Annotated in this window: 19 protein-coding genes; 10 read left to right on the top strand and 9 right to left on the bottom strand. The window is 64.4% G+C overall.

The genetic code is table 11. The features are described from left to right. Nucleotides 1–47 precede the first annotated feature (47 nt). The 3 genes from JZZ72_RS04445 to mrcB are packed head-to-tail and all read right to left on the bottom strand — an operon-like array spanning nucleotide 48 to nucleotide 3463. Nucleotides 48–377: a YqcC family protein gene (locus tag JZZ72_RS04445; protein ID WP_054916523.1), complete on the bottom strand. Its 330-nt coding sequence runs from the start codon at nucleotides 375–377 to the stop codon at nucleotides 48–50. Next, nucleotides 377–1114, bottom strand: a complete 738-nt coding sequence (locus JZZ72_RS04440) for a hypothetical protein (RefSeq protein WP_054916524.1) — start codon at nucleotides 1112–1114, stop codon at nucleotides 377–379. The genes JZZ72_RS04445 and JZZ72_RS04440 overlap by 1 nt, the downstream gene beginning before the upstream one ends. Before the next feature lie 27 nt (nucleotides 1115–1141). Beyond that, nucleotides 1142–3463: a penicillin-binding protein 1B gene (gene mrcB, locus JZZ72_RS04435; RefSeq protein WP_043863791.1), complete on the bottom strand. Its 2322-nt coding sequence runs from the start codon at nucleotides 3461–3463 to the stop codon at nucleotides 1142–1144. A 118-nt stretch (nucleotides 3464–3581) separates the two neighbouring features. On the opposite strand from mrcB, the gene JZZ72_RS04430 reads away from it, so the two are divergent. The 3 genes from JZZ72_RS04430 (at nucleotide 3582) to JZZ72_RS04420 (ending at nucleotide 6033) form a co-directional block, all read left to right on the top strand. Beyond that, a complete protein-coding gene (locus JZZ72_RS04430; protein WP_043863792.1) occupies nucleotides 3582–5144 on the top strand; it encodes a bifunctional aminoglycoside phosphotransferase/ATP-binding protein in 1563 nt (520 codons plus the stop codon). Between the two features lie 104 nt (nucleotides 5145–5248). Further along, nucleotides 5249–5593 (top strand): pentapeptide repeat-containing protein, encoded by a 345-nt coding sequence (locus JZZ72_RS04425; protein WP_043863793.1) that lies wholly within the window; start codon nucleotides 5249–5251, stop codon nucleotides 5591–5593. Nucleotides 5594–5760: 167 nt separating this feature from the next. Continuing rightward, nucleotides 5761–6033 (top strand): TfoX/Sxy family protein, encoded by a 273-nt coding sequence (locus tag JZZ72_RS04420; RefSeq protein WP_043863794.1) that lies wholly within the window; start codon nucleotides 5761–5763, stop codon nucleotides 6031–6033. Between the two features lie 247 nt (nucleotides 6034–6280). On the opposite strand, the gene JZZ72_RS04415 is transcribed toward JZZ72_RS04420, so the two are convergent. From JZZ72_RS04415 to JZZ72_RS04400, 4 genes are read right to left on the bottom strand one after another with little or no spacing between them, the layout of a single operon-like run. Then, nucleotides 6281–7180 carry a ChaN family lipoprotein gene (locus JZZ72_RS04415; RefSeq protein WP_210014092.1) on the bottom strand — a complete coding sequence of 300 codons (900 nt, stop codon included), beginning with the start codon at nucleotides 7178–7180 and terminating at the stop codon, nucleotides 6281–6283. Between the two features lie 10 nt (nucleotides 7181–7190). Beyond that, the gene (locus tag JZZ72_RS04410) at nucleotides 7191–7958 is read right to left on the bottom strand and encodes a heme ABC transporter ATP-binding protein (protein ID WP_210014091.1); all 768 of its coding nucleotides are present in this window, start codon (nucleotides 7956–7958) and stop codon (nucleotides 7191–7193) included. Further along, nucleotides 7958–8941 (bottom strand): FecCD family ABC transporter permease, encoded by a 984-nt coding sequence (locus tag JZZ72_RS04405; RefSeq protein ID WP_177333020.1) that lies wholly within the window; start codon nucleotides 8939–8941, stop codon nucleotides 7958–7960. Before JZZ72_RS04405 ends, JZZ72_RS04410 begins: the two co-directional genes overlap by 1 nt. 50 nt (nucleotides 8942–8991) lie before the next feature. After that, nucleotides 8992–9873, bottom strand: coding sequence for a heme/hemin ABC transporter substrate-binding protein (locus tag JZZ72_RS04400; RefSeq protein ID WP_210014090.1), 882 nt, complete (start codon nucleotides 9871–9873; stop codon nucleotides 8992–8994). A gap of 166 nt (nucleotides 9874–10039) precedes the next feature. Between JZZ72_RS04400 and JZZ72_RS04395 the strand changes: the two genes are divergently transcribed. Further along, nucleotides 10040–10357, top strand: coding sequence for a Rieske (2Fe-2S) protein (locus JZZ72_RS04395; RefSeq protein WP_058540543.1), 318 nt, complete (start codon nucleotides 10040–10042; stop codon nucleotides 10355–10357). On the opposite strand, the gene sfsA is transcribed toward JZZ72_RS04395, so the two are convergent. Both sfsA and JZZ72_RS04385 read right to left on the bottom strand, forming a co-directional pair. Then, nucleotides 10350–11060 carry a DNA/RNA nuclease SfsA gene (gene sfsA / locus JZZ72_RS04390; protein ID WP_043863800.1) on the bottom strand — a complete coding sequence of 237 codons (711 nt, stop codon included), beginning with the start codon at nucleotides 11058–11060 and terminating at the stop codon, nucleotides 10350–10352. The genes JZZ72_RS04395 and sfsA overlap by 8 nt on opposite strands. Beyond that, a complete protein-coding gene (locus JZZ72_RS04385; RefSeq protein ID WP_043863801.1) occupies nucleotides 11060–12232 on the bottom strand; it encodes a pyridoxal phosphate-dependent aminotransferase in 1173 nt (390 codons plus the stop codon). The genes sfsA and JZZ72_RS04385 overlap by 1 nt, the downstream gene beginning before the upstream one ends. Nucleotides 12233–12442: 210 nt before the next feature. Here JZZ72_RS04385 and dksA point away from each other — a divergent pair, with 210 nt between their 5' ends. The 6 genes from dksA to JZZ72_RS04355 all read left to right on the top strand — a co-directional run bounded on the left by dksA (nucleotide 12443) and on the right by JZZ72_RS04355 (nucleotide 20757). After that, entirely contained in the window at nucleotides 12443–12889 is a 447-nt protein-coding gene (gene dksA / locus JZZ72_RS04380; RefSeq protein ID WP_043863802.1) for an RNA polymerase-binding protein DksA, read from the top strand. A gap of 66 nt (nucleotides 12890–12955) precedes the next feature. After that, the gene (gene gluQRS, locus JZZ72_RS04375) at nucleotides 12956–13843 is read left to right on the top strand and encodes a tRNA glutamyl-Q(34) synthetase GluQRS (RefSeq protein ID WP_043863803.1); all 888 of its coding nucleotides are present in this window, start codon (nucleotides 12956–12958) and stop codon (nucleotides 13841–13843) included. A gap of 257 nt (nucleotides 13844–14100) precedes the next feature. Continuing rightward, the gene (locus JZZ72_RS04370; protein WP_003250005.1) at nucleotides 14101–14277 is read left to right on the top strand and encodes a hypothetical protein; all 177 of its coding nucleotides are present in this window, start codon (nucleotides 14101–14103) and stop codon (nucleotides 14275–14277) included. Next, nucleotides 14261–17215 (top strand): sensor histidine kinase, encoded by a 2955-nt coding sequence (locus JZZ72_RS04365; protein ID WP_162484883.1) that lies wholly within the window; start codon nucleotides 14261–14263, stop codon nucleotides 17213–17215. The genes JZZ72_RS04370 and JZZ72_RS04365 overlap by 17 nt, the downstream gene beginning before the upstream one ends. A 22-nt stretch (nucleotides 17216–17237) precedes the next feature. After that, entirely contained in the window at nucleotides 17238–18674 is a 1437-nt protein-coding gene (locus JZZ72_RS04360; protein ID WP_043863805.1) for a sigma-54-dependent transcriptional regulator, read from the top strand. Nucleotides 18675–19371: 697 nt separating this feature from the next. Further along, complete coding sequence (locus tag JZZ72_RS04355) at nucleotides 19372–20757, top strand: polynucleotide adenylyltransferase PcnB (RefSeq protein WP_043863806.1); 1386 nt, start codon at nucleotides 19372–19374, stop codon at nucleotides 20755–20757. Nucleotides 20758–20762 lie beyond the last annotated feature (5 nt).

The raw sequence follows: 20762 nt of genomic DNA, 5'->3' as shown, positions 1-20762 counted from the left end.
ACAAAAAGAGCCACAATCTGCGGCTCTTAGGGTGAAAATAGGGAAATTCAGGCAGAAGCACTGATCAATTGGTCAAACTCTGCTAATAGACGACGCAACTCGCGACTTTCTTGCGGCCGATCCACGTACACCGTTTCAGCCATCACCAGGATGCCCGAGGCACTGGGCAGCGGCGCACCGCTTTCGAGTATCTGTTTCATCTTCGGCAGAAAGATCCACTGCAGCCACTGATCGAAGTTCATGGCGTCGACGGCGAACGGCGTGGTGCTGGCCAGGGCTTGCGCACTGGGCGCCTCGGCGGACCACCAGCCCTGCCTGTGCAGCTCGTGCTCTATCAGCAGCAGGTGGTCTGCAATCGCCAGAATGCGCGCCTCCATTACAGGCTGACCTTGGCTTTCTGGCGAGCCAGCGCGGCGCCGGCGGCGTCACCCTGCTTGTCGCGCGCCTGGGCGATGATGTCCCACAGGCCGGCCTGCAGATCGGGGCGACCGTTGGCGTAGGTCAGGGCACGGCGCGCCAGCTGTTCGGACTGCGCCGCATCGCCCTGGGCCAGTCGCACCTGGGCCAGACGGTAGAGTACCTGCGGTTCACGCGGGGCAATGCGCTGGGCACGCTCAAGGCTGGACGAGGCGCCGTTGAGATCGCCGCCGGTCTGCTGCGTCTGCGCCGTGGTCAACAGCGCCAGCACCGGGCCATCGAGCTGTTCGTCAGCCGAGAGGCCGCCGCTGCCGGTGTTCGAACTGGGGATGCCGGTGGGTGCGCTCGGTGCGCTGTAGCCACCGCTGCTGGTGCTCGGGAACGGCGCCGAATTCTGCGGGCCTGGGGTAATCGGCCCGGTGTCGATCGACGCTGGCCCGGTAGGCGCCGCAAAGGTCTGGATCGGCTCGGAGCCGGCGCCCTGGGGCACCATCACCGTCACCCCGGAATCCTGCGGCATCGCCTGCGCCTGGCGAGTACCGGTGTTCACGGCAGCGCCGGCACGGTTGGCCGACACTCGCTCGCTGTTGGAAACCCGCGTCCCTGAATCCACTACGGGGATCGAGCCACGCTGCACGCTGGCGCAACCTGTAAGCAAAGCCAGTGCCGTCAAGGCAGGAAACAACCACTTGTTCACGTCACACCCTCTTTGCTGTGCTTTGGCTTAATTCATCCAGCCCTTGACCCAGTCCATCACGGACTCGGCAGGTGCCTGCTCGCCGCCACAGGCGGCGCCGGCCACTGGCTCACTGCCGCGAATATACGGCATCTGTACCGCGCCCGGGCAGCTGGCATCGGAACCTTGGCCGGTATGCGGATCGACCCAGGCCTGCACCACGTTGTCAGGCTGTGGCATGTCCAGCGGCAGCGGGTCGGCCTTGCGCATGAAGCTGGTCCAGACCTGCAACGCGCCGGTGGCGCCGGTGAACGGTGTCTTGCCGTTGTCATCGCGACCCAGCCACACCACTGCCAGCAGGTCCTGGCTGAACCCTGCGAACCAGCTGTCACGCGAATCGTTGCTGGTACCGGTCTTGCCGGCCAGGTTCAACGAACTGGGCAATACACTGTAAACCGAGCGCCCGGTACCTTCACGCATCACCCGCTGCATGGCGTTCTGCACCAGATAGATGGAGCCCGGGTCGAAGGTCTGCTGGATCTGGAACGGGTAGCGCTTGAGCGGCTCGCCCTCGGCGGTCAGCACGCTGCGGATGCCTCGCATCGGCGTGTTGAAGCCGCCATTGGCCAGGGTCTGGTACATGGTCGCAACCTGCACCGGCGACATGCCCCCGGCACCCAGCAGCATCGACGGGAAGGCCGGCCAGTCGACGTTGACACCCAGGCGGCCAATGGTCTTGAGCACGTTGGGCACGCCCACTTCCAGGCCAAGCTTGGCGGTCGACAGGTTGTAGGAATTGGCCAGCCCCTGGTACAGGAAGATCGTGCCATGAGCGCGCCGGTCGTAGTTCTGCGGCTTCCACACCTGGCCGTCGGCGCCCTTCACCGAGAAGGGTTCATCCTGCACCCAGCTGGTGAGGGTGAACTGGCTCGGTTTTTCCAGCGCGGTCAGGTACACCGCCGGCTTGACCAGCGAGCCGATGGGACGCACGGCGTCGATGGCACGGTTGAATCCGGCAAACCCGGCCTGGCGGCTGCCGATCAGTGCCTGCACCTCCCCGGTTTCCGGGTTGGTCACCACCATCGCCGCCTCGACTTCGTCCGCCCCCTTGCGCCCGCTGAGGCGCTTGAAGGTTTCGTTCATCGCCGCTTCGGACTTCATCTGCAGGATCGGGTCGAAGCTGGTGAAGATACGCAGCCCCTCCTCGGTCAAGTCTTCGTCACGGTAGTCCTGGCGCAACTGGCGCTTGACCAGATCGAGGAAGCCGGGGAACGAGCTGTCCGCCAGGCTGCCGCGCTTGGTCACACCCAGTGGCATTTTCTTCGCGGCCTCGACCGCTTCGGGGGTCGCCACGCCCTGCTCGGCCAGCAGGTCGAGCACCAGGTTGCGACGCGTCAGCGCGCGTTCCGGGGAACGACGCGGGTTGTAGTAGGACGGCCCCTTGACCATGCCCACCAGCAGCGCCACCTGGTGCAGCTTGAGCTCGGACAGCGGCTGGCTGAAGAAGAACTGGCTGGCCAGGCCGAAACCGTGCACCGCACGCTGGCCATCCTGGCCCACGAACACCTCGTTGAGGTACGCCTCGAGGATGTCGCGCTTGCTGTAGTGGGCTTCGAGCAGCAGCGCCATCATCGCTTCGTTGAGCTTGCGGCTGAGGCTGCGCTCGTTGGTCAGGTAGAAGTTCTTGACCAACTGCTGGGTCAGGGTACTGCCGCCCTGGCGCATGGCGCCGGACGAGGTGTTGACCCAGATGGCCCGCGCAATCGACTTGGGCGACACTCCGAAGTGGTGGTAGAAGTCACGGTCTTCCACCGCCACCAGGGTTTCGAGCAGATAGGGCGGCGCCTGATCGAGCTTGATCAGGATACGGTCTTCAAGGTTCTTCGGGTAGATGCCGCCGATCAGCAGCGGCTCCAGGCGCACCACGTCGAGCTTCGAGCCATTGGTACCGCTCAGGCCGGCAACGTAGTCGCCAGAGAAGCGCACGCGCACGCCCTGGGCTTTTTCCATGCCTTCATAGAACTGGAAGCCGCGGGTATTGAGGTCGATGGTGTTGCCATTGACCGAGGCTGCGCCCGGGCCGTTGGCCACGCTTTCGCGGCGATAACCCAGAGCGTCGAGCTCGATCAGGAAGTCGTTCTTGCTCAGCTTCTGCCCGACGAACAGCTCGAGCGGGCGCGCGTAGACCTTGGCCGGGATGGTCCAGCGTTTGCCGGAGAATTTCTCCTGGACCACGGCATCGAGATAAACCGCAAAGCCGGCCAGCACCACAAGGCCGACCAGGCTGAGCTTGAGGGCCCAGCCCAACCAGGTGCGCGCGCGGCCAGAAGGGCGTTTTTTAGAGGTACGGGAAGATCGGGTACGAGTCATGGCGGCGGATTATACGCACTTTATGGCTTGTCGACAGACGCCCTCCGGCGGTTTGCAGCGGCCCCGCTTGCCGCCATAATGGTCGATTCGAATCTCCCACGACCCAGAAGGATCGACCGTGAGCCAAGCCTTGATCGCCGCCCTGCAAAACCCGGCCCTGTTTGCGCACCCTGTAAAGGAATTCCAGGTCATCGAGACGCACATTTCCTGGGTGCTGCTCACGGGCGAATACGCCTACAAGATCAAGAAACCGATGAACTTCGGCTTCCTGGACTTCACCGAGCTGTCGGGTCGCGCGCATTTCTGCGCCGAAGAACTGCGCCTCAACCAGCGCCTGACCGACGACCTGTACCTGGAAGTACTGCCCATCACCGGCAGCGTCGAGGCCCCGCAGCTGGGAGGTGACGGCGCGCCGATCGAGTACGCGCTGAAAATGCGCCAGTTCCCCCAGAACCAGATGCTTAGCACGCTGCAGGCCAATGGCGAACTGACCGCTGCGCATATCGACCAGATGGCCCGCCAGATCGCCCAGTTCCACCTGGCCGCACCGAAAGTGGCTGTCGAACACCCGCTGGGCACGCCCGACAGCGTGATGGCTCCGGTTGAACAGAACTTCGAACAGATTCGCCCGTTCCTCAGCGACAAGGCCGACCTGGTGCAGCTCGATGCGCTGCAGGCCTGGGCGCGCAGCAGCTTCGATCGACTGCACGGCCTGTTCGAAACGCGCAAGGCCGAAGGTTTCATACGCGAGTGCCATGGCGATATCCACCTGGGCAACGCCACACTGATCGACGGCAAGGTGGTGATTTTCGACTGCATCGAATTCAACGAACCCTTCCGCCTGACCGATGTGTACGCCGATACGGCGTTCCTGGCCATGGACCTGGAAGACCGCGGCCTCAAGTCGCTGGCGCGGCGCTTCATCAGCCAGTACCTGGAAATCACCGGCGATTACGCCGGCCTCGAACTGCTGAACTTCTACAAGGCCTACCGTGCTCTGGTGCGGGCCAAGGTCGCGCTGTTCAGCATGCCGGCCGACGCCGATGGCGTACAACGGGCCACCACCCTGCGTCAGTACCGCAACTACGCCAACCTGGCCGAAAGCTACAGCGCTATCCCGTCGCGCCTGCTGGCCATCACCCACGGTGTGTCGGCCGTTGGCAAAAGCCATGTCGCCATGCGCATGGTCGAAGCACTGGGTGCCATTCGCCTGCGCTCGGACGTTGAACGCAAGCGCCTGTTCGGCGAGCAGGCCGAGCAGGCCGCCGGTCAGCTGCAACAAGGCATCTACGCCGATGACGCCAGCCAGAAGACCTACCAGCACCTGCATCAGCTGGCCGGGACAATCCTGCGCGCGGGGTTCCCGGTGGTGATCGATGCCACCTACCTCAAGCAGGCACAGCGCCAGGCCGCCGCCGACGTTGCCAGCGAAACCGGCGTTCCCTTCCTGATCCTCGACTGCAATGCACCGGACGCCGTGATCGCCAGCTGGCTGGCACAGCGCCAGGCCGACCAGAACGACCCGTCCGACGCCACTCTGGAAGTGGTCGCCGCCCAGCAAGCCAGTCGCGACCCGCTGACAGGCGAAGAGCTGCTCAAGGCCAAGCGCGTGGAAACCAACGAAAGCGGCAGCCTGGATGAACTGGTCAAGCAGATTCGCCAGCGCCTGCCCGGCCTTTAAAACGGCGAGGGCGTGAAGCAGTCCACACTTCACGCCTCTATCTCGGGCGCCTCCGCACAGTGGCACTATAATGCCATCATCAGGCCACACAAGGAGGCGCCCTCATGAACCAGCCACGCCAGCTCGACAGCGCGCTATACGCTCTGGTGCACAAGGAACACATCGCGGAATTCAATCGTGAGAAGCCCAGGAACGCCATTGTCGACTTCAAGGACGGTGACTTTCGAGGGCTGGACCTGCGCAAGCTGGACACCGAGGGCATCGATTTCAGTGGCGCCTACTTTCGCGCCTCCGACCTGCGTGGGCTGGACCTGCGCGAGAACTGCCTCGAAGGTGCCAGCCTGGCCCATGCGCAGATCTCCGGCACCTACTTCCCCGCAGAACTGAGTGCCGACGAGATTCTGATGTCGGTCAATTTCGGCACCCGCCTGCGTTACCGCACCCGCTGAAAGCATCTGCCGACAGCCACCGCCTAGCAATGCCGGCGGTGGCTGCAGGCCCCGCCGTGCACCGCCCATGGCAAAACGCCGCGTATTTTCCAACTGCCGCTACACTCCTTCTTGACCTGCCCACGAATCAATCTCCAGGACCCGTTCAGCCGTCGCAAGGAGGCTTGATGAACGATGAACTTCAGCATCTGAAAAATCTTGGCAAGACGTCGGCGCAGTGGCTGCATGCGGTGGGCATCCACAGTCTCTCGGACCTTCGTCGGCTGGGCGCGGTGAACGCCTACCACGCGGTACGCAGCCGCGGCTTTCGTGCCTCGAAGGTGCTGCTCTACGCGATAGAAGGCGCGCTGCTGGATGTGCACTGGAACGACATCCCCGTTGAACGCAAGGATGCGCTGAACAAACAGCTGGATGCCAAGGCGCCCTGCAAAAATAATTGAAATAAGCAGAATGAAAGGATTGACTTCGAAATGAGAATCGTTATGATTATCACAACTGGTCGCGAGACTGGTTGGATATTCTGAAAGACCTTGGTTCGGACTCTCAGATTATCTCCTCATCAGGCTAATCACGGTTATTGACCCGGCACTTTGCCGGGTCTTTTTTTTGCCTGGGATTTGAGTTGCCTGTCATGGCCTATGCACTGGCAAGCCCACGAAAAGGGCCACCACACATTCACAGCCTGTATCACCCGCCCTTGCGCAGGCTCGCGCAGTAATCCTGCTCGGCCACGCCAGCGGTAAACCACACGTAATCGGCCATGCCTGCGTCCACCTTTTCCCCCACCTGCGCCAGCATCAGCACGTTGGTGCCCTGCTCTACCCCCAAGTCCAGCAGATGCAAGGGCACGCCCAGGTCGTTGCGCACGTGATAGGCCCCCGCCAACAGCAGGGCCGGCGTCGGCGCCTGCATCAGGCGCTGGGCAATTCGCCGGTCACGCTGCTGCTGTACCGCCAGCATGGCCGGCATCTGCGATTCAGGCAGCAGCCCGCAATGCCCTTCACGTATCTGGTCGAGCAAGGCCTGGGTAACCGCAGCGGTCGTAGCGTGCTGCCCCTCCAACTTCGGTACCTGGCGGTAGATATCCCGCACCTCGGCGCGATCAAGGTTCGCCGCCAGCAACGGATAGGGCTGCCCCAGCGCATGGCGCACGATCGGGCCATACAGGGCCCAATCCCAACCTGATTGCCAGTGCAGCGCCGACACCAGGTCGACCGGTAGCGTGGGCTGCTGCTTGAGTGCATCCACCCGCGCCTGCTGCGCCGGCTCCAGCATCTCCAACAGCAGGCTGCCCTGCGGCCGTTGCTGCTCCAGCGCGCGTAACAACCACAACTGCAAGGCATGGTGATCGGGGTTGTCGTGCTGCTCCCCCACCAGCACCCGCGGTGCCGCAGCCAGGCGCCGGACCAGTTGCTCCGGTGTCAGTAACCGGCCTGTGCTCAACTCGCGGATCTGCCCCAGCTCGGCATGCTCGCGCCCCTGCGGGCCTTGCCACTGCGGCAGTGGCGCCAACGTTGCGCCGGACTGGCAAGCGCTCAGTCCCAACGCCAGCAGCAACAGGGTGCCAAACAGCAACGTGCGAGGCATGGGCGAGCTCCTAGCGGGCGATGATGAGCGGGTGCCCCCGCTCGGGGTGAGGTTGAACCAGTACTTCAAGGCCGAACACGGCGCGCAGCGCTTCGGGCCGAAGCACCTGTTCAGGGGTATCCAGCGCATGCGGGCAGCCACGCTCGAGCAGCAGGATGCGGTCACAATAGCGCGCCGCCAGGTTCAGGTCATGCAGGATCACCAGTACCGCCGCACCACGGTCGGCAAAGGCTCTGACCGCCTGCAACGTGGTGTGCTGATGCAAGGGGTCGAGCATGGACGTCGGCTCGTCGAGCAACAGCGTGCAGCCGTCGCCCCCTGGCCAGAGCTGCGCCAGCACCCGCGCCAGGTGCACTCGCTGACGCTCGCCCCCCGACAGCGCCAGGTAGCTGCGCCCCACCAGGTGCCCGGCATCCGCCGCCTCCAGTGCCTCGACCACGATTGCCTGGTCGCGCACCTGACCAGTGCGGTGGGGCAGTCGCCCCATGGCCACCACCTCCTCGACACGAAACGCAAAGCCCAGGCTTGAAGTCTGCGGCAACACCGCCAGGCGTTGTGCCCGCTCATTCCCGCTCCAGTCGCCCAAAGCACGCTCATCCAGCAGCACACGGCCATGATGGGCAGGCAATTCGCCGCACAACGCTGCGAGCAAGGTGCTCTTGCCAGCTCCATTGGGGCCCAGCACACCCAGCACCTGCCCCGGCTCGATGCCCAGGGTGATGCCATCGAGCACCCGGGTCTGCCCGCGCACCACCTGCAGGTTCTCCACCCGTAGCATCAGGCACGCCCCCGTAGCAGCAGAAAAAGGAAGAAGGGGGCGCCGATAAATGCAGTGACGATGCCAATCGGCAGTTCTGCCGGCGCCAGTGCCAGCCGCGCGATCAGGTCGGCGAACAGCAGCAGCGACGCTCCGGCCAGCAGCGACGCCGGCAGCAACACGCGATGGTCGGGGCCGGACAACAGTCGCACCATGTGCGGCACCACCAGCCCGACAAAACCGATCAACCCCGCCGCCGCTACCGCCGCCCCCACGCCCAGCGCGGTGCAGAACACCAGTTCGCGCTTGAGTGTTTCGACCTCGATACCCAGGTGGCGCGCCTCCGACTCACCCAGCAGCAGGGCATTGAGCGCCTCGGCCCGGCGTGGCAGCCACCAGGTCACCACCACCGCCACCAGCAACAGCGGCCACAGGCGCGGGTAGCTTGCGCCATTGAGACTGCCCAGGTTCCAGAACGTCAGCGTACGCAGCGTGGCGTCATCGGCAAGATAAGTGAACAGCCCCACCACCGAGGCGGCCAGGGCGGTCAGGGCGATGCCCGCCAGCAGCATGGTGGCGACACTGGTCTGACCGTCCCGCCGGCCCAACCGGTAGACCAGCGCCGTCACGCCCAGCCCGCCGAGAAAGGCGAAGATCGACAACAGATAGGGCGCGAACACCTCGGGCACGCCCCCCAGCCAGTTGCCGCCCACAATCGCCACCGCCGCCCCGAGTGCAGCACCGCTGGACACCCCGACCAGGCCGGGGTCGGCCAGCGGGTTGCGAAACAGGCCCTGCATCGCCACCCCGGAAATCGCCAGCACCGCGCCGACCACCAGCCCGAGCAAGGTGCGCGGCAGACGAATCTGGCCCAGGATCAGTTCGGCCTGCTCCAGCCCCTGGGCCTGAATCGGCACGCCTATCAGGCGCAGCCCGGCTCGCAGGGTGTCGAGCAACGGCAGGCTGACCGGCCCCAGTGCCAATGACAGCCACACCGCCAACAGGCACAGCAGGCTCAGGCCGACGAACAGAGCACGCGGTGGTACCAGTCGATTCATGGGGCCAGTTGCGCCTTGGCCGCCGGGTAGAAGGCTTGCGCCAGCGCTTGCAGGCTGGCCGGCTGACGCGGCCCGAGGCCGCCCACCAGCAAGGTCGGGTCAAGTTCGACCAGACGCTTGTCCCGTGCTGCGCGAGAGGCCGCCAGCGCCGGGTTTTCCTTGAGCAGGGCCTGCAGCGCCGCCTCGCCCGACAGGCTGCGATCGGCAAACACCAGCACCTGGGGGTTCAGCGCCGCCAGCGCCTCGACCGAGAAGTTCTTGTAGCCGTCATTGTCGGCCAGGTTGCGCCCGCCGGCCTGGCGAATCATCCAGTCGCCTGCGGTCCCCTTGCCCGCGATCATCGGCTTGGCACCGCCATGCCCCACCAGCAGAATCACGCCAGGGGCCGCCTGACTGCCCTGCACTGCCTTGATTCGTGCCGCCAGCCCGTCAAGCTGCTGCCGGTACTCGCCGAACAGGCGCTCTGCCTGTGCCTCGTCGCCCACCAGGCGGCCCAGTTGCCGGAGGTTGCCATGCACGGCCTGCAGCTCGGGCGTGCTCGAAAACAGCTCCACCTTCACCCCGGCCCCCCGGAGCTGCTTGAGCACCTCTGGCGGGCCCATCTCCTCGGTGCCAACCAGCAGGTCCGGGCGCAAGCTGAGCACCCCTTCGGCCGACAGCTGACGCTGGTAGCCGATGCTGGGCAGCGCCTTGAGGCTCGCCGGGTGCTGGCTGGTGGTGTCGACGCCCACCAGCCGCGACTCGCCGCCCAGCGCCACCACCCACTCGCTCAGCGCACCGCCGGCACTGACCCAGCGGGCGGCCAGGGGTTCGGCCTGGGCCGCCGAGTTGAAAACAAGCCCGATACACAGGGCGATCAGGCTGGCACGTCGGCGCATAGCAAGGCTTCCTTAGATGAAGGCGGACCGTTGTCCAGGTGGATAACGGTTGGGCAGTGCCCGTACTCGCGGTATAAAGACGCCGGGCACGGCCATTGCGGGCAATTTGATAATTATTTGCATTTGGACGTCAAGCCGACTCTCGTTTCTTCAAGTGAACCTACCCATGCACCTTCTTTGCCGCCCGTCCGATCTGGGCGAGGGCCAGAGCCGTGGCTTCAAGGCCGCAGGCATCGACCTGTTCGGCGTACGTCGCCAGGGCCGCGTCTACCTGTACCGCAACCGCTGCCCTCATCGTGGCATCGGCCTGAACTGGGAGGCAGACCAATTCCTGGACCCCAGCGCCCAACTGATCGCCTGCGTTCATCACGGCGCACTGTTCGTGCCGGAGTCCGGTGAATGCGTGGCCGGCCCCTGTACCGGGGATGCATTGCAGGCCCTGGACTGCCGGGAAGACAGCCAGGGCATCTGGCTCATTACGTGAGCATCACCGGCAATGCGCGGTCGATGCTGATCTGCTCGCCGTCCAGGTGCACGCCGTAGGCCAGCACCTCGACACCTTCGGCTGCCGCTGCACGCAAGGCCGCGGCATAGGCGCTGTCGATTTCCTCGGCCGGGCGCACCGCATCGATGCCGCTCAGGTTCACGCAATACAGTTGCACCGCCCGCACACCCTGGCGCACCAGTGCCGACAGTTCGCGCAGGTGCTTGGCGCCACGTTGGGTCACCGCGTCGGGAAACGCCGCTATCCGCGAGCCGTCGAAGCCCAGGGTCACGCTCTTGACCTCGACATAGGCCGGCCCTGTGGGGTACTCCAGGCGAAAATCGATGCGGCTGCGTTCCTCGCCATAGGCCACCTCCCGCCGGAGCGCCGTGAAGCCGGCCAGCTCGGTGATGCGCCCGGCGTGCAGCGCCTCTTCGACGATGGCATTGGCCCGCCCGGTGTTCACACAGGCCAGCCGGCCTTGCGGGGTCTCGGCGATTTCCCAGGTGCCCGGCAATTTGCGCTTGGGGTCGCTGGACCGACTGAACCAGACCTTGCCGCCCTCCAGCATGCAGTTGAGCATCGACCCGGTGTTGGGGCAGTGGATGGTCATCTGTTCGCCGTTGGCCAGTTCGATGTCGGCCAGAAAACGTTTGTAGCGACGCAGCAGGCGCGCCTGCTCAAGTTCGGGGAAAAAACGCATCAGCCTTGCCAACTCCGCAAACCGCGGGCGATCCGCTCGACCGCCTGCTGCAGGCGCGGCAGGCTCTGGGTGTAGGCAAACCGCACATGGTGCCCGGCCTGGTGACGACCGAAGTCCAGGCCCGGGGTGAAGGCTACGTGCTCGGTTTCGAGGAAGTGCTGGCAGAACGCGAAGGCATCACCGCCGAACGCGCTGATATCGGCGTACAGGTAGAACGCCCCTTGCGGTTCCACCGCGATACCGAAGCCCAGCTCGCGCAGGGCCGGCAACAGGAAGTCGCGACGCCGCGCGAACTCGGCGCGACGCTCCTCGAAAATCGCCAGCGTGCGCGGTTCGAAACAGGCCAGCGCAGCATGTTGGGCCATGCTCGGCGCACTGATGTAGAGGTTTTGCGCCAGCTTCTCCAGGTCGGCGACCGCTGCAGGCGGCGCTACCAGCCAGCCGAGGCGCCAGCCGGTCATGCCGAAATATTTTGAGAAACTATTCAGCACGAAGGCGTCGTCATCGACTTCCAGCACGCTGGGGGCGTCGATGCCGTAGGTCAGGCCGTGGTAGATCTCGTCGACCACCAGGTGGCCATTGTGCGCACGGGTGGCCTGCGACAGGCTGGCCAGTTGCTCGCGGTCGAGCACCGTGCCGGTGGGGTTGGCGGGCGAGGCCACCAGTGCACCGACGGTCTCGTTGTCCCAGTAACGCTCGACCAGGTCGGCATTGAGCTGGTAGTTGGCCTCGGGGCCGACCGGCACCAGTTGCGCACCGCCCTCGACCAGGCGCAGAAAGTGCCGGTTGCACGGGTAGCCCGGGTCGGCCAGCAGCCAGTGCTTGCCTGGGTCGACCAACAGGCTGGCCGCCAGCAGCAATGCGCCCGAGCCGCCCGGGGTGATCAGGATGCGCTGCGGGTCGATGTTCACCCCGTAACGCTGGGCATAGAACCCGGCAATCGCCTCGCGCAGCGCAGGCAGGCCACGTGCCGCGGTGTAGCGCGTGTGGCCTGCGGCCAGGGCAGCCTGGCCGGCTTCGACGATGGGCGCGGCAGTGGTGAAGTCCGGCTCGCCGATCTCCAGGTGGATCACGTCATGCCCGGCTGCCTGCAGTTCGTTGGCCCGCGCCAGCAGCGCCATGACATGAAAGGGTTCGATGGCGCGACTGCGCGCACTGTAGGGCTGGGCCATGGCCTTCTCTCAAATGGGTCTAAAATGATGATTCTACCCATGCATGGGAACGAACGTGTGGGTAAAGCCGTGGTCAACCGGGGAGACAACCGGGAGTAGCGCGCCCCGATTCGATCTGGTAAGTTCGGCGGCTCGCAGTCGCAGGGCCGGCGGGCGCCGGAGATGGAGAAGCCTGCGCAATGGATTAGAAGAGTGAGAGGCGGTCTATTCATGTCCACCCAAGAAAAGAAACAAACCGTTCAAGCCGTTGGCGACTTCACCCCCTATGAAGCTGGTAAGGGTGAGGAGTACATGAGCGATGACATGCGGGCCCACTTTGTCTCCATCCTGAACAAGTGGAAGCAGGACCTGATGAAGGAAGTGGATCGGACTGTAGACCACATGAAGGAAGAGGCAGCCAACTTTGCCGACCCGGCAGACCGTGCCAGCCAGGAAGAAGAATTTGCGCTGGAACTGCGCAATCGTGACCGCGAGCGCAAGTTGATCAAGAAGATCGACAAGACGCTGCAACTGATCCAGGACAAGGACTACGGCTGGTGCGAAGACTGCGGTGTTGAAATCGGTGTGCGCCGCCTGGAGGCCCGCCCTACCGCCGACAAGTGCTTCGACTGCAAGAACCTTGCGGAAATCAAGGAAAAACAGGTCGGCAAGGCCTGACCTGAACAGAACGGGGCGCTCAAGGCGCCCCGTTTCATTTATGGCTGTCGGATCTACCCGCCTGTGATGAACACCCCGCGCTACATCGGGCGCTTCGCCCCCACCCCCAGTGGTTTTCTGCATTTCGGCTCGCTGGTCGCCGCCCTCGCCTCGTGGCTGGACGCACGCGCGGTGGGCGGGCAATGGCTGCTGCGCATGGAAGACATCGACCCGCCGCGCGAAGCCCCCGGCGCCCAGGCCGCCATCCTGCACACTCTGGAAAACTACGGCCTGCACTGGGACGGCGCAGTGGTGTACCAGAGCCAGCGTCACGACGCCTATGCCGCCGTGGTGCAGCGCCTGTTCCAGCAGGGCCTGGCGTACGCCTGTACCTGTTCGCGCAAGCAGCTGGAAGGGTACAACGGTATCTATCCGGGCCTGTGCCGCAACCTGGGCCACGCCCAGGAGGACGCGGCCATTCGCCTGCGCGTGCCGGAGCTGAGCTATCACTTCACCGACCGTCTGCAGGGCCGCTTCGAGCAGCACCTGGGACGCGAGGTGGGCGACTTCGTGATCCGGCGCCGCGATGGCCTGTACGCTTACCAGCTGGCAGTGGTGCTGGACGATGCCTGGCAAGGCGTGACCGATATCGTGCGCGGCGCCGACCTGCTCGACAACACCCCGCGCCAGCTGTACCTGCAGGAGCTGCTGGGCCTGTCGCAGCCGCGCTACCTGCATGTGCCGCTGATCACTCAGCCCGACGGGCACAAGCTGGGCAAGTCGTATCGCTCGGCACCGTTGCCAGCGGACCAGGCCACACCCTTGCTGTTGCGGGCCTTGCGTGCGCTCGGCCAACCGGTCGAGGCGGGCATGGCGCTGGGTACGCCGAGCGAGGTACTCGCGCACGCCGCCCAGCACTGGAATACCGACGCCCTGCCCCGGCGCCTGAGCGTGCCGGAAGCCGACCTTCATTGATCGTTGCTCACTGCTGACACAGGCGCTGAGCCCTTCGCTGGCAGGCCAGCGCCCATCGGTGCACCGTTGCCCTCGAGGCCAATGCACAACCTGGGCAGCGAAGAGGCCGGAACAGCTTGCACAAAGCCCAACAAATTCAATTCGTTGGGCATTCTGGCGAAGGTCGTTTGCAGGCACCGGCCCTTCCGTTACCATCGACGCCGATTTGCGCCAATAATAAGCCCAGGCACGCAGCGTCCACAGCCAACGAGGCCCGCATGTACATCTATCGCTTGGTCCTGCTTCTGGTAGTGGGGATCTACCTGTTCTCCCCGGCCATCATGGACTGGTGGATCGAACCCACCGGCGCCTGGTATCGCCCCTACCTGCTGTGGCTGATCCTGATCGTCGTGACCTTTATCCTGCAGAGCCAACGTGATGCCGATGAGCTTTAGCCTGACCCAGATGATCCTGATCAGCGCCGCCTACCTGCTGGTGCTGTTCGGCGTGGCCTGGATCAGCGAGCGCGGCATGATCCCGCGCTCGATCATTCGCCACCCACTGACCTACACCCTGTCGCTGGGCGTGTACGCCAGCGCATGGGCCTTCTACGGTACAGTCGGCCTGGCCTACCAGTACGGCTACGGTTTCCTGGCCTGCTACCTGGGAGTGTCCGGTGCATTCCTGCTCGCCCCGGTGCTGCTCTATCCGATCCTGAAGATCACCCGCACCTACCAGCTCTCGTCGCTGGCCGACCTCATCGCGTTTCGCTTTCGCAGTACCTGGGCCGGCGCCCTCACCACGATCTTCATGCTGATCGGCGTGCTGCCGCTGCTGGCCCTGCAGATCCAGGCCGTGGCCGACTCCATCAGCATCCTCACCGGCGAGCCGGTCAAGAGTCGCGTGGCCCTGGCCTTCTGCGCCATGATCACGCTGTTCACCATCTTCTTTGGCTCACGCCATATCGCCACCCGCGAGAAACACGAGGGGCTGGTGTTCGCCATCGCCTTCGAGTCGGTGGTCAAGCTGCTGGCGTTGGGCGGCATCGGCCTGTATGCGCTGTACGGGGTGTTCGGCGGCCCGCACGAGCTGGAGGTGTGGCTGCTGCAGAACCAGACCGCCCTCGCCGCGCTGCACACACCCTTGCAGGAAGGCCCGTGGCGCACCCTGCTGCTGGTGTTCTTCGCCTCGGCCATCGTGATGCCGCACATGTACCACATGGCCTTTACCGAGAACCTCAACCCGCGCTCGCTGGTCAGCGCCAGCTGGGGCCTGCCGCTGTTCCTGCTGTTGATGAGCCTGGCGGTACCGCTGATCCTGTGGGCCGGGCTCAAGCTGGGCGCCAGCACCAGCCCGGAATACTTCACCCTGGGCCTGGGCATCGCCGCCAACAATCAGGCCCTGGCGCTACTGGCCTACATCGGCGGGCTATCCGCTGCCAGCGGGCTGATCATCGTCACTACGCTGGCGCTGTCGGGCATGGCGCTGAACCACCTGGTGCTGCCGCTGTACCAGCCGCCGGCCGAAGGCAACATCTATCGCTGGCTGAAATGGACGCGCCGCGCGCTGATCGTGGCGATCATCGCCGCTGGTTTCGGCTTCTATCTGCTGCTCGGCGCCCAGCAGGACCTGGCCAACCTGGGCATCGTCGCCTTCGTTGCCACCCTGCAGTTCCTGCCCGGCGTGCTGTCGGTGCTGTACTGGCCCACCGCCAACCGACGCGGCTTCATCGCCGGCCTGCTGGCGGGGATCCTGGTGTGGATGGTGACCATGCTGCTGCCGCTGGTGGGCAACCTGCAGGGCTTCTACATTCCGCTGCTGAACATGATCTATGTGCTCGACGACACCAGCTGGCACATGGCGGCGATCGCCTCGCTGGCGGCCAACGTGCTGCTGTTCACCCTGATCTCGCTGTTCAGCAACGCCAGCGCCGAGGAAGTCGCCGCCGCCGAGGCCTGCGCCGTGGATAACGTGCGCCGTCCGCAACGGCGCGAACTGCACGCCGCCTCGCCGCAGGAATTCGCCACCCAGCTGGCCAAGCCGCTGGGCGCCAAGGCCGCGCAGAAAGAAGTCGAGCAAGCCCTGCGCGACCTGTACCTGCCCTTCGACGAACGCCGCCCGTACGCCCTGCGACGTCTGCGCGACCGCATCGAGGCCAACCTGTCGGGCCTGATGGGCCCCAGCGTGGCACAGGACATGGTCGAGACCTTCCTGCCGTACAAGTCGGGCAGCGAGAACTACGTGACCGAAGACATCCATTTCATCGAGAGCCGCCTGGAAGACTATCACTCGCGCCTCACCGGCCTGGCCGCCGAGCTCGATGCCCTGCGCCGCTACCACCGCCAGACCCTGCAGGAGCTGCCCATGGGCGTCTGCTCGCTGGCCAAGGATCAGGAGATCCTGATGTGGAACAGGGCCATGGAAGAGCTGACCGGCATCCCCGCCAAGCGTGTGGTCGGCTCGCGCCTGACCACCATCGGCGAACCCTGGCGCGGCCTGTTGCTGGGGTTCATCAACGTGCCCGACGAGCACCTGCACAAGCAGCGCCTGGGCCTGGACGGGCAGACCCGCTGGCTCAACCTGCACAAGGCGGCCATCGACGAGCCCCTGGCACCTGGCAACAGCGGCCTGGTGCTGTTGGTGGAAGACCTCACCGAAACCCAGATGCTCGAAGACAAGCTGGTGCACTCCGAGCGCCTGGCCAGCATCGGCCGCCTGGCCGCCGGGGTCGCCCACGAAATCGGCAACCCGGTCACCGGCATCGCCTGCCTGGCGCAGAACCTGCGTGAAGAGCGCGAGGACGACGGCGAGATCACCGAGCTGAGCAGCCAGATCCTGGAGCAGACCAAGCGCATCTCGCGCATCGTCCAGTCGCTGATGAGCTTCGCCCACGCCGGCAGCCACCAGCACAGTGACGAACCGGTGTGCCTGGCCGAAGTGGCGCAGGATGCCATCGGTCTGCTGGCCTTGAACCGGCGCAATTTCGAAGTACAGTTCTTCAACCTGTGCGACCCCGAGCACTGGGTCGACGGCGATCCGCAGCGCCTGGCGCAGGTACTCATCAACCTGCTGTCCAACGCCCGCGATGCATCGCCGGCCGGCACGGCGGTACGGGTCAAGAGCGAAGCCAGCGAGCACACCGTCGACCTGATCGTCGAGGACGAAGGCAGCGGCATTCCGAAGAGCATCATGGACCGGCTGTTCGAACCCTTCTTCACCACCAAGGATCCGGGCGAAGGCACCGGGCTGGGGCTCGCTCTGGTCTATTCCATCGTGGAAGAGCATTATGGACAAATCACCATCGACAGCCCGGCCGATACTCAAAGCCAGCGTGGCACCCGGATCCGTGTGACCCTGCCGCGTCATGTCGTAGCGACGTCCGCTGTGAACTGAGACCGTCGAGAGAATTGAATCAATGCCGCATATTCTGATCGTCGAAGACGAAACCATCATCCGCTCGGCCTTGCGTCGCCTGCTCGAACGCAACCAGTACCAGGTCAGCGAAGCCGGCTCGGTACAGGAGGCCCAGGAACGCTTCAGCATTCCGAGCTTCGACCTGATTGTCAGCGACCTGCGCCTGCCCGGCGCACCGGGTACCGAGCTGATCAAGCTGGGCGAAGGCAAGCCGGTGCTGATCATGACCAGCTACGCCAGCCTGCGCTCGGCCGTCGACTCGATGAAGATGGGCGCAGTGGACTACATCGCCAAGCCCTTCGATCACGACGAGATGCTCCAGGCCGTCGCCCGCATCCTGCGCGACCGCCAGAACGCCCCCGCCGCCCCTGCCGAGCGCAGCAGCGCCGGCGCCAAGGCGGCCCCGGCGGACAAGCCGGGCAATGCCAATGGCGAAATCGGCATCATCGGCTCGTGCCCGCCGATGCAGGACCTGTACGGCAAGATCCGCAAGGTCGCGCCCACCGACTCCAATGTACTGATCCAGGGTGAATCGGGTACCGGCAAGGAGCTGGTGGCGCGCGCGCTGCACAACCTGTCACGCCGGGCCAAGGCGCCGATGATTTCGGTCAACTGCGCGGCGATTCCCGAAAGCCTGATCGAGTCCGAGCTGTTCGGTCACGAAAAGGGCGCGTTCACCGGCGCCAGCGCCGGCCGTGCCGGCCTGGTCGAAGCGGCCGACGGGGGCACGCTGTTTCTCGACGAGATCGGCGAACTGCCGCTCGAAGCCCAGGCCCGCCTGCTGCGCGTACTGCAGGAAGGCGAGATCCGACGGGTGGGCTCGGTGCAATCGCAAAAGGTCGATGTGCGCCTGATTGCCGCCACCCACCGCGACCTGAAGAACCTGGCCAAGGTCGGCCAGTTCCGCGAAGACCTTTACTATCGCCTGCACGTGATCGCCCTCAAGCTGCCCGCCCTGCGCGAGCGTGGCGCCGACGTCAACGAGATCGCCAATGCGTTCCTCGCCCGCCAGAGCGCACGCATCGGGCGCAACGACCTGAAGTTCGCCCATGACGCCGAACAGGCCATTCGTCATTACTCCTGGCCGGGCAACGTGCGAGAGCTGGAAAACGCCGTGGAGCGCGCGGTGATCCTGTGCGAAAGCCCGGAAATCTCTGCCGACCTGCTGGGCATCGACATCGAGCTGGCCGACCTGGAAGACGATGACGTGTTCGCCGGCCTGCCGTCTGCCGGTGGTGCCGCCAGCAACACCAGCCACGAACCGACCGAAGACCTGTCACTGGAAGACTACTTCCAGCACTTTGTACTCGAACACCAGGACCACATGACCGAGACCGAGCTGGCCCGCAAGCTCGGTGTCAGCCGCAAATGCCTGTGGGAACGTCGTCAGCGCCTGGGTATCCCGCGGCGCAAGAGCGGGGCCACCAGCGAAAGCTGAGCCAGCACGCGCACCGGTGTTACCGGCAGGTAACACCAGGGCGTGTGAAAAAAATGTTACCTCACGCTGATCACGTAACAGAAACCGGGGCATACGGTAACGAATCCCCGGTTTTTTTATGCCCGCCAGACGCCCCCAAAACCGCCTAACCCCTTGTTTTACTGGGGTTTGCAAAAGTTGGCACGGCACCTGCTATATGTTCGGTACAAGAACAATAACAAGCACTGCAAAAGACAATAAAAATAAGACGAATCGGCTCACGCACAATAAGAACAAGACGGCGGAGGCGCAGCTAACTGATTCTTTTGGAGAGGAGTTGTATTTGGGGCTTGCCCCACAACCAGGCAGAGAACAACAAAAACTGCACTCAAGCAGGGCCTGAACTGGTTGGATCGCATGATCACTGCAACCTCAGCGACCAAAGCAATCCGTTTGCTCTTGACTCCCGGTTAGGGAGAACACCCACAAGCCTTGCGGTTTTGTGGGTAGGGCACTCAACAAAAACAAGAAGCCCGGCAAAAGAACAATAAGAGCATGCAACTACTTCTTGGGGAGCTTCGGCTCCCCTTGTAGTTTCCGGCTTTCAGCCCGCCCGATGCACCCGCCTACACCATCCTTCGAGTAAATGCTAGAATCCCCGCCCATCATGCGGCCATTCTTCGTTTTTGGCCGAACATTCCTTCAAACAGTGCATCCCATGCTGAAGAAGTTGTTCCAGTCATTCCGTCCTACCGTGCGTGGCCAGCACCACATTCGCACCACGCCCGAAGTGATCAATAGCGGCCAGCATTCACTGCAACGTGGCCAGTTCAGCCGCCACGCGGTGAACATCGTCGAGCGCCTGCAGAACGCAGGCTACCAGGCCTACCTGGTCGGCGGTTGCGTTCGCGATCAACTCCTGGGCATTACCCCCAAGGACTTCGACGTCGCCACCAGTGCCACCCCCGAACAGGTCCGTGCAGAGTTTCGCAACGCCCGGATCATCGGCCGGCGGTTCAAGCTGGTGCATATCCATTTCGGTCGCGAAATCATCGAAGTCGCCACCTTCCGCGCCAACCATCCCGAGGTCGAGGAAGAGAACAGCCACACCTCTTCACGCAACGAGAGCGGGCGCATCCTGCGTGACAATGTATACGGCACCCTGGAAGAAGACGCGCAGCGCCGCGACTTCACCATCAATGCCCTGTACTACGATCCGGTCAGCGAGCGCATTCTCGATTACGCCAACGGCGTGCACGATATCCGCAACCGTCTGATCCGCCTGATCGGCGACCCTGTGCAGCGCTACCAAGAAGACCCGGTACGCATGCTGCGGGCCGTGCGCTTCGCGGCCAAGCTCAACTTCGGTATCGAAAAGCACACCGTGCAACCGATCCGCGAGCTGGCCCCGATGCTGCGCGAAATCCCTGCCGCACGCCTGTTCGAAGAAACCCTGAAGCTGTTCCTGTCCGGCTATGCGGCCGACACCTTCGAGATGCTGGTCGACCTGCAACTGTTCGACCCGCTGTTCCCGGCCAGTGCCCAGGCGCTGGAAGACCAGCCGACCTACACCCACACCCTGATCAGTCAGGCGCTGATCAACACCGACCTGCGCATCAAGCAAGGCAAGCCGGTCACCCCGGCCTTCCTGTTCGCCGCCATGCTCTGGCCGGCGCTGCCAGGGCGTGCCCTGCGCCTGCAGAGCCGCGGCATGCCGCCGATCCCGGCCCTGCAGGAAGCCGCCCACGAGCTGATCGCCGAACAGTGCCAGCGCATTGCGATCCCCAAGCGCTTCACGATGCCGATCCGCGAGATCTGGGACATGCAGGAGCGCCTGCCACGGCGCAGCGGCAAACGTGCCGACCTGCTGCTGGACAACCCGCGTTTTCGCGCCGGCTACGACTTCCTGCTGCTGCGCGAAAGCGCGGGCGAGGAAACCGACGGCCTGGGCCAATGGTGGACCGACTACCAGGACTGCAACGACAGCGAGCGCCGCGACATGATCCGTGACCTGGGCAGCCGCGACGACGGCGCCGGCGCGGGCCCGCGCAAACGCAAGCGCAGCCCGAGCAAGCGCAAGCGCGCCGACGGCGCAGGCGAGTAACGCCG

This window comes from Pseudomonas palmensis (assembly GCF_017848315.1).
Classification (GTDB): domain Bacteria; phylum Pseudomonadota; class Gammaproteobacteria; order Pseudomonadales; family Pseudomonadaceae; genus Aquipseudomonas; species Aquipseudomonas palmensis.
Note: the sequence above shows the minus strand (reverse complement) of the source record. Positions and strands in the feature narration are given on the sequence as shown.

Excerpts from the sequence above, each read along its gene's own strand:
- JZZ72_RS04445 (WP_054916523.1), bottom strand. The coding sequence starts at position 377 with ATGGAGGCGCGCATTCTGGCGATTGCAGACCACCTGCTGCTGATAGAG.
- mrcB (WP_043863791.1), bottom strand. The coding sequence starts at position 3,463 with ATGACTCGTACCCGATCTTCCCGTACCTCTAAAAAACGCCCTTCTGGC.
- JZZ72_RS04425 (WP_043863793.1), top strand. The coding sequence starts at position 5,249 with ATGAACCAGCCACGCCAGCTCGACAGCGCGCTATACGCTCTGGTGCAC.
- JZZ72_RS04420 (WP_043863794.1), top strand. The coding sequence starts at position 5,761 with ATGAACGATGAACTTCAGCATCTGAAAAATCTTGGCAAGACGTCGGCG.
- JZZ72_RS04415 (WP_210014092.1), bottom strand. The coding sequence starts at position 7,180 with ATGCCTCGCACGTTGCTGTTTGGCACCCTGTTGCTGCTGGCGTTGGGA.
- JZZ72_RS04410 (WP_210014091.1), bottom strand. The coding sequence starts at position 7,958 with ATGCTACGGGTGGAGAACCTGCAGGTGGTGCGCGGGCAGACCCGGGTG.
- JZZ72_RS04400 (WP_210014090.1), bottom strand. The coding sequence starts at position 9,873 with ATGCGCCGACGTGCCAGCCTGATCGCCCTGTGTATCGGGCTTGTTTTC.
- JZZ72_RS04395 (WP_058540543.1), top strand. The coding sequence starts at position 10,040 with ATGCACCTTCTTTGCCGCCCGTCCGATCTGGGCGAGGGCCAGAGCCGT.
- sfsA (WP_043863800.1), bottom strand. The coding sequence starts at position 11,060 with ATGCGTTTTTTCCCCGAACTTGAGCAGGCGCGCCTGCTGCGTCGCTAC.
- JZZ72_RS04385 (WP_043863801.1), bottom strand. The coding sequence starts at position 12,232 with ATGGCCCAGCCCTACAGTGCGCGCAGTCGCGCCATCGAACCCTTTCAT.
- dksA (WP_043863802.1), top strand. The coding sequence starts at position 12,443 with ATGTCCACCCAAGAAAAGAAACAAACCGTTCAAGCCGTTGGCGACTTC.
- gluQRS (WP_043863803.1), top strand. The coding sequence starts at position 12,956 with ATGAACACCCCGCGCTACATCGGGCGCTTCGCCCCCACCCCCAGTGGT.
- JZZ72_RS04370 (WP_003250005.1), top strand. The coding sequence starts at position 14,101 with ATGTACATCTATCGCTTGGTCCTGCTTCTGGTAGTGGGGATCTACCTG.
- JZZ72_RS04365 (WP_162484883.1), top strand. The coding sequence starts at position 14,261 with ATGCCGATGAGCTTTAGCCTGACCCAGATGATCCTGATCAGCGCCGCC.
- JZZ72_RS04360 (WP_043863805.1), top strand. The coding sequence starts at position 17,238 with ATGCCGCATATTCTGATCGTCGAAGACGAAACCATCATCCGCTCGGCC.
- JZZ72_RS04355 (WP_043863806.1), top strand. The coding sequence starts at position 19,372 with ATGCTGAAGAAGTTGTTCCAGTCATTCCGTCCTACCGTGCGTGGCCAG.